The organism is Algoriphagus limi (genome assembly GCF_024919275.1).
Classification (GTDB): Bacteria; Bacteroidota; Bacteroidia; order Cytophagales; family Cyclobacteriaceae; genus Algoriphagus; species Algoriphagus limi.
Genome location: NZ_JANWGH010000002.1, coordinates 371,581 through 384,411, shown reverse-complemented (window position 1 = coordinate 384,411; position 12,831 = coordinate 371,581). Strand labels below are relative to the sequence as shown.

Here is a 12,831-nt window from a genome sequence, read left to right as displayed (position 1 = left end):
TAAAAAATCCTGCCAGAGGCAGGAGTGTGTTTTTATTTGAATTTGGCTAGAACTTTATCCACTTCATTGTCGGGATTACCGCAGGAGCTATTTGCATCCACGGTTTTTCCGCAGTAGCTACAAGTTCCTCCATCTTTATTGAGGTAAGGGTTTTGAGAGGCACAAGTGCCTTTAAATTCTCCGTTTTTCAAGAATAGGAGCCTTACAGACATCAATACAAAGAACAATGCCACAAAGCCCAGCGTGATTAATACAGTTGTCATAACCGATAAATTTGCACAAATTTAAAGCTTTACTTCGAAAACGACTACCAAATCATCTTAGTTTCCCAAATCATGTCAAATTTCAGTAACCGGGCCGAGCAATTGGCTGCATTTGACCGACTATTGACCATCATGGATGAGCTTCGAGCCCAATGCCCTTGGGATAGAAAGCAGACTACGGAAAGCCTTCGCCATCTTACCATTGAGGAAACATTCGAGTTGTCGGATGCGATTTTGGAGGGAAATCCAGAGGAAATCAAAAAGGAACTGGGAGATTTGCTCTTGCACATAGTTTTTTATGCGAAGATCGGTTCGGAGGAAGGTAATTTTGACATTGCATCCCTGACCCATTCTCTTTGTGAAAAACTGATTCGCCGGCATCCACATATTTATGGAGATACTCAAGCCAATGACGCAGATACAGTCAGTCAGAATTGGGAGAAAATCAAACTTAAAGAAAAGGGAAATCAGTCTGTCTTGGGAGGAGTGCCCAAATCTCTGCCTGCATTGATCAAAGCGATGCGAATTCAGGAGAAGGCTAGAGGTGTTGGATTTGATTGGGAAGAAAAACATCAAGTTTGGGAAAAAGTCGAGGAGGAAATGCAAGAATTCAAAAATGAATTCAATGCAGCTTCCAATGAAGAAATTGACAAAGAGAAAGCCACAGCCGAATTTGGAGACTTGCTTTTTTCTCTAATTAATTACGCGCGCTTCATTGATATCAATCCCGAGGAGGCTCTAGAGCGAACGAATTTGAAATTCATCAAGCGATTCCAGTATTTGGAAAAAGCTGCTAAGGATGCCGGGAAAAATCTCAGTGATATGACTTTGGCTGAAATGGATGTGTTTTGGAATGAAGCGAAGAAACTCTAAATAGAAACTGAATTTTTTAATAAAACCAGCTCTTTTTCCAGCCTAAATCCTGGGAAGAATAAATGCTTCCTTTTCCACTGAAAACATAGGCAATCCCACAGGATAAGGCTAAAAATACACCAGCCTCTACCCCAAATAATTCCATCCCCATTACGGTGCAAGCCATTGGTGTGTTGGTGGCTCCAGAAAAAACTCCCACAAATCCACATCCAGCTAATAATGCTAAGGGGAGAGGAATCAATCCATGTAAGGCATTGCCTAAGGTGGCCCCCGTAAAGAATAAGGGAGTGACTTCTCCTCCCTTGAAGCCCGCTCCAAGGGTAAATCCTGTCAAACCTGTTTTTGCCAACCAATCATACCAAGGAAGTGGGTTTTCGAAGGCCTCTACTATCCTCGGCACACCCAATCCTAAGTAAGTCGTACTGTCCGAAATCCATACAAACAAAGCGATCATCAGTCCGCCTACGACCGGACGAAGTGGAGGGTATGAAATGGTGTTTGAAAAAATTTTTGAAAAAAAATGACTGGTCTCTCCAAAGAGTCTGCCGGACAAACCAAAAGCAATACCTGCGGGAATTATCCAAAATAAGTTGGTAAGGGTGTGACTCGGAACTTCTGAAATATGATAAGCCGTATGACCAACTCCCCACATCGATTCGCAGACCCAATGGGCCACCCAGCCTGCCCAAAATGCGGGATAAATGGACTTCCAGCGAAGCTGTCTTGAATGCATCCATTCCAAAGCGAAAATTGCCCCAGCTAGGGGTGTTCCAAATACAGAAGCAAATCCCCCTGCAACGCCTCCTATGAGAATTAGACGACGATTTTCTGGTTCAAATCCAATGATTCGTGTAAGTTGATCAGCTAGAGAACCACCCATTTGGACGGCAGTACCTTCTCTTCCGGCCGAACCACCAAATAAATGTGTCAAAATCGTCCCAAGAAGCACTAATGGGGTCATTCGAAGCGGAATTGGGCTTTTATGCTCATAAAGTTCGTCGAGTAGTAGGTTATTTCCTTTGACAGAATTTTGGCCGATTTTATAGTAAGACCAACCAATCAAAAATCCAGCAATCGGTAACAAGGCAATTATCCAGATATGGCTTTCGCGGAAATTGGTTGCCCAGTCCAAAGCGATAAGAAAAAAGGCTGATGCACTGCCAGCCAGAAGCCCAATTACCAGCCCTCCTATGAGCCATTGAAAAAAGTAAAGAGCAAATGATTTGTTAGCCAAAGCAGGTTTTCTTTCTTGCAGCAGACAAATTAGGAATAGAAATTGAATTTTTAGAAATCAAATGGTCGGTTTCAACCAAAGCTTGACCAAATTGGTTATCAACACAAATCATCAAAATGAAAAATATTCTCATCACCGGAGGCTCAGGGCTGATTGGTCGTAGAATCACCCAATTGCTTGAAAAAAAAGGGTTGGAAGTGGCTTGGCTTAGCCGTTCATCTCAAGTTCGGAAATCGTTCCAGTGGGATATTTCTAAACAAAAGCTCGATCCTGAGGCGATGGAATGGGCTGATGCAGTCATTCATTTAGCAGGGGCAGGAGTAGCCGATAAGCGATGGACACCTGAGCGAAAAAAGGAGATTTTGGACTCCCGAGTGAAAAGCACCCAATTGCTATATAGTGCAATCGAGAAGGCTGAAAATAAACCAACTACCTTTATTTCTGCCTCTGCGGTAGGGTATTATGGTTTCAATACTGGAGCTGCTTTGGTAGATGAAAATTCTCCTGCTGGCCATGATTTTTTGGCCGAAGTAGTAGTGGCTTGGGAGCAGGAGGTGAAAAAAATCGAAAATCTAAATCTTCGTACGGTTTTACTTCGAATCGGTATCGTCCTGGATGCAGAAGGAGGAGCCTTGGGTGAAATGCTTAAGCCGCCCGTTGCCGCGCCTTTGGGAAATGGCGATCAGTGGATGAGTTGGATTCATATCGAAGATTTGGCTCGGATGTTTGTTTTTGCTTTGGACAAGACCACCCTGCAAGGAGTTTATAATGCGGTAGGACCTCAGCCGGCAACTAACCAATTATTAACCCAAGAAGCCGCTCGAGCAAAAGGAAAACCTTATTTGGGAATCGGAGTTCCGGGATTTTTACTCAGGCTGGTATCAGGAGAAATGGCCGCCATGGTTTTGGGGGGAAACCGAGTTTCTTGCCAAAAGATCCAAAAAGCTGGATTTGAGTTTGAGTTTGACCAATTACAAGATGCCTTGAAGGATTTGTTTAGTCGATGAATTTGAAGGGGGCGAGATTAAAGCCGTTTTTCCCTTCCAATAACAAACCAAAGCACCGTTCCCAAAAATGGGACGAGCACTACGATCAAAAGCCAAATCAGCTTATCTGTTTCATTGGCGAATTTGCTCACAACCACGTCATATATGGTGTAAGCGTAGATGATTAGCCCTATAAATCCCAGTCCAAACATCAGAAGGAATATTTTTTACCATTGTTTCCTATCAAGATGTAGATGATGGGCCCTAATCCTTGCGCAAAAATTAAGATCAATACCCAAATCAATTTCATATTTGGATCTTTGAATTCTGAGCGTAGGACATCTACCAGGCAATACACCCAGAAAATGAAGTAGAAAATGCTGATAAGAAATAGGATTAAAAATCCACCTCCCATATTTTGAACAAAAGCCATGTTAGAATTTTAGTTTAAGGTTCGATTTGAAAAATTAGGTTGAAACTTTCGCTTCTCTTTAGTACCTCTTGCCATAGAGAGATAGATGAAGACACCAAAAGGTTGTGCGAATAGGATGATGAGTAACCAGATTAACTTGTCATGTGGGCTTCTGAAATCACTTTTTACCAAATCAATCAAGCCATAAAACCAGAAAGCGAGGTATCCAAATGCGATTATAAAGCCCGATACCTGCCAAATCAGAAGTCCATTTCCAGGTGTGACTAAATCCATTACGTTTCTTCAGTTATTTTTACCACTGTTCCAAAATAGCTTTTTTTGCGAAAAATAAGTAAGAATTTAGTCGGAAGTTTAATCGTCATCCCATGAAAAGAATTGTATTTCTTCTTTCTCTTTGCTTTCTGAGTACTTGGGTAAGTGCTCAAGTAGATTTGTCTTATTATTTGCCTGAAGGATATACCTATAATCCTGATATTCCGACTCCAAAGGAGGTTTTGGGATATGAAGTAGGTGAATGGCACGTGACTCATGATCAGTTGGTCATGTATATGAAAGCTGTAGCTGCTGCATCTGATCGTGTTATTTTTGAAGAGACCGGTCGTAGTTATGAAAAACGCCCTCAGACTTTATTGACCATTAGTTCGCCAGCCAATTTGGCAAGATTGGATCAAATCAAATCCGACCGAAAAAAATTAAGAGATCCCAATGCTAGCGTTTCCATTGAGTCCATGCCTGTGGTAATGTTCATGGGCTATTCTGTTCATGGAAACGAACCAAGTGGCGCCAATGCATCCCTTTTGGCGGCCTATCATTTTGTTGCTGCCAATGAAATCGAAGCGGATCTTGAAAATATTGTTCTCCTTTTGGATCCAGCTATCAATCCTGATGGACTCAATCGATTTGCTTCTTGGGTAAACTCACATAAGGCTTACAACTTAAATGGTGATCCAAATGGTCGAGAATATAATGAGGCTTGGCCAAGAGGTCGTACTAATCATTATTGGTTTGACTTGAATCGGGATTGGTTGCCTGTTCAGCATCCTGAATCAAGAAATCGCGTTCGAGTTTTCCAAAGTTGGTTACCGAATATTCATCTGGATTTCCATGAAATGGGAACTAATAGCACCTTCTTCTTCCAGCCAGGTGTTCCTTCCCGAACCCATCCACTTACTCCAACAAAGAATTTTGAATTGACCGAGAAGATCGGAACCTATCATGCCAAAGCTTTGGATAAAATTGGGTCCTTGTACTATAATCAAGAAAACTACGATGACTTTTACTATGGAAAAGGGTCAACCTATCCGGACGTACAGGGATCGATAGGAATTCTTTTCGAGCAGGCAAGTTCTCGAGGACACCTTCAGGAGTCGGCGAATGGTATGTTGAGTTTTCCTTTTACTATTCGAAATCAATTCACTGCAAACCTTTCTTCTTTCCAAGCGGCAAAGGAAATGCGGGTAGAGTTAAATCAGTGGATGCGCGATTTCTATCAAGGAATTGCTGAAGAAACAGCTGCTGATGTAAACAAGGCCTATATTTTCGGAAGTGCAGAGGATGATGCGAGAAGCTATCATTTGGCGGATCTGATTTTGCAGCATGATATCAAAGTCTTCAGCCTTCAGGAAGACATCACAGTGAATGGCAAGGAATTTAAAAGTGAAAATTCCTACATCGTACCTGCAGATCAACCGCAGTACCGATTAATAAAGGCAATGTTTGAGACGAGGACTACTTTTCAGGATTCCTTATTTTATGACATTTCTGCTTGGACTTATCCTATGGCTTTCGGCTTGGATTACATGGCTTTGAATAGCCGTATCCTCAACTTGGCCAATGTGAAAGAAATCAATAAGAATGACTTCAGCTTAAAGCAAGGACAAGTAGTTGGTGGAGCTGGTGCCTATCAATATGCTTTGGAATGGACGGATTACTATGCGCCAAAAGCGGCTTATAAGCTGATGAAAGAAGGTTATCGAGTACGAGTAGCCAATGCGGAATTTAGCACGCCAGAAGGAAAGAGTTTTGGTCGAGGAACTATCCTAGTGGATAAAGGAGAATCAGGTCAGTCAGATCAGCAGTTCTTCCAAAAACTTCAGGAGATCGCCGCTGCATCCACAGTAGATATTCATGCGATCAGTACAGGTTACACTTCAGGAATCAATATGGGGTCTACTTTTATCACTCCATTGGAAATTCCAAAAGTTGCCCTTTTAGTTGATGGAGGAGTGGACAGCTATGAGGCCGGTGAAATATGGCATTTAATGGATCAGCGAATAGAAATGCCAATTACCTTATTGCCAGTAGATCGGGTAAGCAGCTCTGTGATTGAGCGATACAATGTGATTATCATGCCTGATGGTTCCTATGGTAGTTTAGGGTCTTCCGGTGCGAATGCCTTGCGAGGTTGGGTTTCTCGAGGCAATACTCTACTTGCAAAAGGTAGAGCGCTACGTTGGTTGGCACAAAATGAAGTGACCGATGTTAAATTCAGAAATCTTGATACATCAGACAAAGGACTGCAGCTACCATATGGAGATTACCAGAATGCAACCGGAGCTAAGGTTACTGGTGGAGCTATCTTCAATGCAAAATTGGATTTGACTCATCCGATCGGTTATGGTTATACCGGAGCGGATATCCACACCTTCCGAAATGATAATTTATTCTTAGAGCCAGCTGAAAATCCTTATGCCAACCCATTGGTATATACTGATAATCCACTCGCTTCTGGATACCTGCATCCAAGCAATTTGCCGGGTATTCAAAATGGATCTGTGATTCAGGTTCGTGGTGTTGGGCGAGGCCGAGTAGTGGCTTTCGCTGACAACATGAACTTCCGAGCTTTCTGGTTTGGTACGAATAAGTTGTTCTTGAATGCGATTTTCTTTGGACAAGTAATTAACGGCGGAACAAGCCGATAATAGTTCAAGAGGCTGTCTCAATTTCAATATTTCTGTCAGCCTGAGCGGAGTCGAAGGCCATTCAATGGCATTTTGATAACATTTCGACTTCGCTCAATGTGATAACTAATATTTCATAGACAGCCTGTTTTGTTTCAACCCTTTTTCCAAATTCATGAAAAACCTTCTAACTATTGCTTCTGCTGCCTGCATATTCTTCGGATATCAATTGTCGGCTGTTGCGCAGGAAATGAGCTTCGAGGAATACAATCCTCCTTCGACTCTTAAAGTCCCAGAAAACCCAGTTACCCGAGCTAAATATCCTTTTGTGGATATACATAGCCATCAGGGAGGAATCAATCAGGAGAAAATTGAAAAGCTTCTCTCTGAAATGGAGGAGTTGAATATGGGGGTCTTGGTCAATCTCAGTGGGAGAGGTTTCGGTAGAGGAGATTCTAATAGTCAGCAAGAATATATCCGAGGTATGCTCAAAGAATTTGAGGCACATGCTCCGGGAAGGTTTATGGTGTTTACCAATTTGAATTTTGCGGGTTTCGGGGATGAAAATTGGAGTAGAATTGCGGTGAAGGAATTAGAGGAAGACGTGCAAGCTGGAGCTGTAGGACTTAAAATTTACAAGAGCTTAGGTCTTTCTGTAAAAGATATAAATGGGAACCGTGTTCCTGTTGATCATCCTGATTTGGATCCTGTCTGGGCAAAGGCCGGTGAATTGGGGATCCCTGTCATTATCCATTCGGCGGATCCTGCACAATTTTGGCAACCTATGGATGCCAACAACGAGCGCTGGCTGGAACTGAAAACTCACCCAAATAGACAACGTTCCGAAACGGATCCTGCTCCTTTTGAGCAAATCATTGCCGAGCAGCATCATGTGTTTGAAAAGCACCCAAATACAACCTTTATCAATGCACACATGGGTTGGATGGCCAATGATTTGGATAAGGCCGAAGCGCATTTGGAGCGCTATCCGAATGTGAATTTTGGGATTGGAGCCGTGATTGCAGAGTTTGGAAGACAGCCTCGAAGAGCTCGCGAATTTTTCATTAAATATCAAGACCGTCTGCTTTTCGGGAAGGATGCCTACAATCCTGAGGAGTTTCATACCTACTTCCGAGTTTTGGAGACAGCCGATGAATATTTTCCTTATTACAAAAAATACCATGCCTTTTGGCGAATGTACGGGCTGGATTTGCCTGATGAGGTGTTGAAGAAAGTTTACTATAAAAATGCCCTCCGAATCGTTCCAGGCATGGACAAAACCCTTTTTCCAGAGTAGGCCAGCAGCCTACTCTTTTTTTTGAGTTTCCAATTTTGACAGTTCAGTCGCTGATTTCTACACTTCAGTCAGGTTCAATTTTTTAAAAGGCTAAGGCTCTTCAATTTTGATTCAAATACGAATCGAAATGAAAACCCGAGTTCTCTTATTCTTCTACTTTTTCCTCAGCCAATTCATGGCTTTTGGCCAGACCCTACTAACGGGGCGAGTTTTGGATGAGCAAGGAAAAGGACTTCCTGGGGTCAATGTTTATATCAAAGGCTCTTATGATGGCACCACTTCTGGAACAGAAGGTGACTTTTCATTTCAAACCACCCAGGAGGGAACTCAAATTTTGGTTTTCCGAATGATGGGGTTTAAAAGCCAAGAGCAAAGTATTACCTGTAATGGAGGAGAAATCAAGCTTGAGGATTTTGAATTGGTGGAGCTAATTACGGAGATGAATGGAGTGACGATTTCAGCAGGTGCTATGGAAGCATCTGATGAGAAAAAATCAGTCATTCTTCGGCCTTTGGATATCGTAACCACTCCAAGTGCCATGGGTGATATTGTAGGGGCTTTGCAGACACTTCCTGGAACCAGCACGGTTGGAAATGACGGAAGACTTTTTGTTCGCGGAGGAGATGCGAGTGAAGTTGGGATATACATTGATGGAATGCGTGTAGGCAATGCTTATGGAACTACCGCTGGAAATGTTCCCACCCGCACCAGATTTAACCCCAATCTTTTTAAGGGCACCTTCTTTTCAACCGGGGGCTATTCTGCCGAATATGGACAGGCACTTTCTTCTGCGCTCGCTTTAAATACCAAGGATCTTTCAGTTAGAAAACAAGGTGATTTAAGCCTGATGTCAGTGGGTGGTGGCTATTCTCAAACATGGGCATCAGAAAAGCAAAGTCTGACTTTGACAGGTAATTATTTTGATCTGAGTCCCTACCAGCAAATCATCCCACAGGATTTTGATTTTGAACGGGCTCCATTTGGATGGGATTTGGAATTAGCTGCTCAAAAAAAGCTCAAAAATGGAGGCCTTTGGAAAGTACTTGCCAGAACCGAATCCGGAGGAATGAAACTCTGGGATGTTCAGCCTGGCTCTGAAAACAGGGGAGCATTAATTGACTTGAAGAACTACTATAGCTACGCCCAAACTAATTGGAGTAAAGCTGGAAAGAAGGGCTGGACTTGGTTTGCTGGTGCAGCTATTTCCTCCAATTTGGATGAAGTGGATTTTGATACTTTGCAAACAGAGCGGGAGAACAAATTGGCGCATCTGAAAGCATCAGCTATAAAGGATTTTTCAGACCGTATTTCCATGAAAGTCGGAGTGGAGCATTTTATTCATCGCTATGCGGAAGGATTACCTCAGATCAATCAGGAGCGGGATTTTCTTGATAATCAAAGTTTTTTCTATACTGAATGGGATTGGTATCTCAGCCGAAAATTAGTGCTAAGAGGGGGGCTTCGAGCAGGGAAAAGCAGCTTGAGTTCTGAGGATTGGTTAGATCCGCGTTTTTCTCTGGCTTATAAACTTTCACCAAAAGGTCAGTTAAGTCTCGCTGCTGGAAAATTTTCTCAATTACCTATTGAAAGGTATCGAGTACAGGCCCAAAACCTAGACAATACAGAATCCAACCATTTGATTTTAAACTACCTCTGGCAGGGTGAAGGGATTACTTTTCGGGCAGAAGCTTTTTATAAAAGCTATCAAGGCTTGATACGATTTGATGGGACTGTACAAAACCCTGAAAACCTCCGAAATGAAGGGCAAGGCTTTGCTCGAGGTTTGGATTTCTTCTTTCGGAATCAAAAATCCATCAAAAACACGGACTACTGGATTACCTACAGCTTTGTGGACAGTAAGCGAAGCTTTGAGCAGTATTCTTCTCAGGTTCAGCCAGGATTCGCCCCTCGACATAATTTCTCAGTGGTTGTCAAGCATTTTATAGTTCCGCTAAAGTCTCAACTGGGAGCGAGTTTTTCACTAAATGATGGCTATGCCTACACGGACCCCAACTTTCCGGGAGAAATGAATCGCAAGACTTCAGGCTTTCAAAATCTAAGTCTAAGCTGGAGTTACCTACCCAAACCAAATTTGATCATCCATGCTGGTGTGACCAATGTACTGGGAAGAGAAAATGTATTCGGTTATGACTTTACGACCGAGCCAAATTCCCAGGGTGTCTACGAATCAAGAGCCATTGGGCAGCCGGCTCCTAGGTTTCTTTTCCTCGGGATCTTCTTGACCCTTTCCAAAGACAAAAACGCAAATCAATTAAATAACCTCTAAAATCAATAAATCATGAAAAAGTATCTCTTTATCATCGTATTTCTTGCAGTGAATGTATCACTTGTAGCACAAGCTAATCCAGCTTTTCAATCCGCAATGAAGTCTCAGATTCAAGCTATGAATCAAATTTCCGACACCCAAGCAAGTGCGGAAGTTGCCAATGCTTTCTTGCGCATAGCTGAAGCAAATTCTGATGAATGGCTTCCACTTTACTATGCCGCTTTGACTAAAATCGAAGGTGCTTTCCGCTTCGATGTCAACAAGGATCTGGAATTTGACTCCGCTATTGAGTTGATCCAACAAGCATCTGAAATTTCACCAAACAACTCAGAGCTTACTGCCTTGCATGGTTATGCTTTGATGGGGAAATTATCTTTGGATCCGGTTTCTAGAGGACAGAGCATGAGTCCTCAGGTAATGCAGTTATTCGGTCTTGCTATCAATCAGGATCGCGAAAATCCCCGTGCAGTGACTCTCATGGCGCAGATGGAATTAGGAATGGCGGAGTTTTTCGGTTCTGGCCCTCAAAAAGCTTGCGGCATGGCACGAATTGCTTTGGATTTGTACAAGAGTGAAAGTGCTAAAATTGATGAAAACTATATTCACCCTACTTGGGGCGTAGAGACAGCCGAAGAGTTGTCAAAAAGATGTCTATAATTAATCTTTAAAAAGCCAAAGGCCAATGAATCTGATTTTAAGGTTCATTGGTTTGGCTTTTATTCTTAATTTCCATCGATGCAATCTGAAATAGACAAAACCCCTACCTACGAAGTCCTATTCAAAAAGATTGGGCCCTTCATTCTGTTGAACTTGGGGATTGCCTTGATTATTTCATTTAGCATTTGTCCAAGTTGTTTTTTGTCTTTCGATGGTTTCATCAAACTAATTCCCGATTTTATTTTTTCATTTCTGGTCTCCTGTTCTTTGAGTTTTGGAGGAAGTGTAATTACCGATTGGCTTGATCGCCGAATTTCTTGGATTGACAAACCCATCCCTCGACTTTTTGCCACAATTGGAATTTATCTAGGCTATTCCTTCTTAGTGTCCTACATATTGGTGTTTTTTCATGCCTGGTTTTTGGGACAGTTTTCATTGGATAATATCCCGTGGCTTGAAATCACCAAATACACCATTATGCCAATGCAAGTTGCTGTGGTGGTGATGGCCATCTTTACTACTTGGTCTTGGCTGGGTGAGTGGCGAAAATCGGCTGTGGAGGCTGAGCGGCTAAAAACCGAGCAATTTGCCAGTCAATATCAAAGCTTAAAAGATCAGCTCAATCCGCATTTTCTCTTCAATTCCCTCAATGTCTTGACCAATTTGGTATATGAGGATGCGGATCGATCGGCGGCATTTATTCAGAAGCTCTCACGGATTTATCGCTATGTATTGGAAGTACAGCAGGAGGAATTAGTATCGCTGGAGAAGGAGCTTGATTTTGCTAAGAACTTTCTGGAATTGCAGAAAATCCGCTTCGAAGACAAGCTGGAATTCCGGGTTCAAGTTGAGGATAAGAAAGAATATTTTCTTCCTCCGCTATCCCTTCAATTGCTTTTGGAAAATGCCATCAAACATAATGTGGCTTCCAAAGACAATCCTCTTTTTATCCATATTCAACAGAAAAACGGAGAGCTTTGGGTAACCAATACGCTTCAGTTGAAAAATCAATCCGAGACCTATTCCACGGGCGTTGGGTTGAAAAATATTTCAAAAAGGTATCAATTGTTAAAAGCTCCCACTCCTACGGCAAAGCAGGGAGTGGATGAGTTTTTGGTTATTTTGCCTCTAATCCAAATTGAGTCATGAGAATTTTACTGATTGAGGATGAAAATCCGGCAGCAAAAAGATTATTGACACTTTTGAAACCTCATTTTTCGGAAGCCGAGTTTTTTGGAAATTTGGACTCGGTTAAGTCAGCAATTCATTGGCTGGAGACAAACCCAGAGCCGGATTTGATCTTCTGTGATATCCAATTAGCAGATGGGTTGAGTTTCGAGATCTTTCAAAAACGCCCGATTCAAGCACCTGTCATTTTCACGACAGCCTTTGATCAATATGCCATCAAGGCCTTTCAAGTTAATGCTGTGGATTATTTGCTGAAGCCCATTGATCCCGAAGAATTGGAAAGAGCTGTAGATAAGTTCAAGAAAAATCAGCTTCGGAAGGAATTGGATATTCACTTGTTGGAACAATTACTCAAGCCACAAACAAAAACTTACAAGTCTCGATTTTTGGTGCGATTTGGGGAGAAAATCCAGAGCATTCCGGTAGAAGAAGTCGCCTTTTTCTTCAGCGAAGAGCGTGTCACATTTTTACAAACTCAAGCAGGGAAAAAGTACGTGTTGGACCAAACTTTGGAGCAAACAGAATCTCAAGTGGACCCGCTGAATTTTTTTCGAATCAATCGAAAGTATTTGGTTTCCCATCCATCTATTGAGGAAGTCCTTACTTATTCCAACAGTCGGCTGAAAGTCAAATTGGTAAATTGTACAGACTCAGATATCCTGATAAGCCGTGAAAAGGTATCGGATTTCAAGTCTTGGTTGGATCAATGATTC

General features: G+C 42.2%; 13 protein-coding genes. 8 read left to right on the top strand and 5 right to left on the bottom strand.

Features of this window, described 5'->3' with window-relative positions; all coding sequences use genetic code 11:
- Positions 1 to 32: 32 nt before the first annotated feature.
- The gene (locus NY014_RS09980; RefSeq protein WP_026956058.1) at positions 33 to 263 is read right to left on the bottom strand and encodes a hypothetical protein; all 231 of its coding nucleotides are present in this window, start codon (positions 261 to 263) and stop codon (positions 33 to 35) included.
- A gap of 72 nt (positions 264 to 335) precedes the next feature.
- Here NY014_RS09980 and mazG point away from each other — a divergent pair, with 72 nt between their 5' ends.
- Positions 336 to 1,136, top strand: coding sequence for a nucleoside triphosphate pyrophosphohydrolase (gene mazG, locus NY014_RS09975; RefSeq protein ID WP_135072537.1), 801 nt, complete (start codon positions 336 to 338; stop codon positions 1,134 to 1,136).
- A 16-nt stretch (positions 1,137 to 1,152) separates the two neighbouring features.
- On the opposite strand, the gene NY014_RS09970 is transcribed toward mazG, so the two are convergent.
- Entirely contained in the window at positions 1,153 to 2,370 is a 1,218-nt protein-coding gene (locus tag NY014_RS09970; RefSeq protein ID WP_259414445.1) for a voltage-gated chloride channel family protein, read from the bottom strand.
- Positions 2,371 to 2,486: 116 nt separating this feature from the next.
- Here NY014_RS09970 and NY014_RS09965 point away from each other — a divergent pair, with 116 nt between their 5' ends.
- Positions 2,487 to 3,377 carry a TIGR01777 family oxidoreductase gene (locus tag NY014_RS09965; RefSeq protein WP_259414444.1) on the top strand — a complete coding sequence of 297 codons (891 nt, stop codon included), beginning with the start codon at positions 2,487 to 2,489 and terminating at the stop codon, positions 3,375 to 3,377.
- 17 nt (positions 3,378 to 3,394) lie between these two features.
- On the opposite strand, the gene NY014_RS09960 is transcribed toward NY014_RS09965, so the two are convergent.
- The 3 genes from NY014_RS09960 to NY014_RS09950 are packed head-to-tail and all read right to left on the bottom strand — an operon-like array spanning position 3,395 to position 4,062.
- Positions 3,395 to 3,568 carry a PLDc N-terminal domain-containing protein gene (locus NY014_RS09960; protein WP_259414443.1) on the bottom strand — a complete coding sequence of 58 codons (174 nt, stop codon included), beginning with the start codon at positions 3,566 to 3,568 and terminating at the stop codon, positions 3,395 to 3,397.
- Positions 3,568 to 3,789 carry a PLD nuclease N-terminal domain-containing protein gene (locus NY014_RS09955; protein ID WP_259414442.1) on the bottom strand — a complete coding sequence of 74 codons (222 nt, stop codon included), beginning with the start codon at positions 3,787 to 3,789 and terminating at the stop codon, positions 3,568 to 3,570. The genes NY014_RS09960 and NY014_RS09955 overlap by 1 nt, the downstream gene beginning before the upstream one ends.
- A 9-nt stretch (positions 3,790 to 3,798) precedes the next feature.
- On the bottom strand, positions 3,799 to 4,062 hold the full coding sequence (locus NY014_RS09950; protein ID WP_259414441.1) for a PLD nuclease N-terminal domain-containing protein: 264 nt from the start codon (positions 4,060 to 4,062) through the stop codon (positions 3,799 to 3,801).
- A 92-nt stretch (positions 4,063 to 4,154) separates the two neighbouring features.
- On the opposite strand from NY014_RS09950, the gene NY014_RS09945 reads away from it, so the two are divergent.
- The 6 genes from NY014_RS09945 (at position 4,155) to NY014_RS09920 (ending at position 12,828) form a co-directional block, all read left to right on the top strand.
- Complete coding sequence (locus NY014_RS09945) at positions 4,155 to 6,710, top strand: M14 family metallopeptidase (protein WP_259414440.1); 2,556 nt, start codon at positions 4,155 to 4,157, stop codon at positions 6,708 to 6,710.
- Positions 6,711 to 6,864: 154 nt separating this feature from the next.
- Positions 6,865 to 7,986 carry an amidohydrolase family protein gene (locus tag NY014_RS09940; protein WP_435520619.1) on the top strand — a complete coding sequence of 374 codons (1,122 nt, stop codon included), beginning with the start codon at positions 6,865 to 6,867 and terminating at the stop codon, positions 7,984 to 7,986.
- Between the two features lie 127 nt (positions 7,987 to 8,113).
- On the top strand, positions 8,114 to 10,273 hold the full coding sequence (locus tag NY014_RS09935; protein WP_259414439.1) for a TonB-dependent receptor: 2,160 nt from the start codon (positions 8,114 to 8,116) through the stop codon (positions 10,271 to 10,273).
- Positions 10,274 to 10,285: 12 nt separating this feature from the next.
- Positions 10,286 to 10,930, top strand: a complete 645-nt coding sequence (locus NY014_RS09930) for a hypothetical protein (RefSeq protein ID WP_259414438.1) — start codon at positions 10,286 to 10,288, stop codon at positions 10,928 to 10,930.
- A 78-nt stretch (positions 10,931 to 11,008) separates the two neighbouring features.
- Positions 11,009 to 12,079: a sensor histidine kinase gene (locus tag NY014_RS09925; RefSeq protein WP_259414437.1), complete on the top strand. Its 1,071-nt coding sequence runs from the start codon at positions 11,009 to 11,011 to the stop codon at positions 12,077 to 12,079.
- Positions 12,076 to 12,828 carry a LytR/AlgR family response regulator transcription factor gene (locus tag NY014_RS09920; RefSeq protein ID WP_259414436.1) on the top strand — a complete coding sequence of 251 codons (753 nt, stop codon included), beginning with the start codon at positions 12,076 to 12,078 and terminating at the stop codon, positions 12,826 to 12,828. The genes NY014_RS09925 and NY014_RS09920 overlap by 4 nt, the downstream gene beginning before the upstream one ends.
- Positions 12,829 to 12,831: the final 3 nt, after the last annotated feature.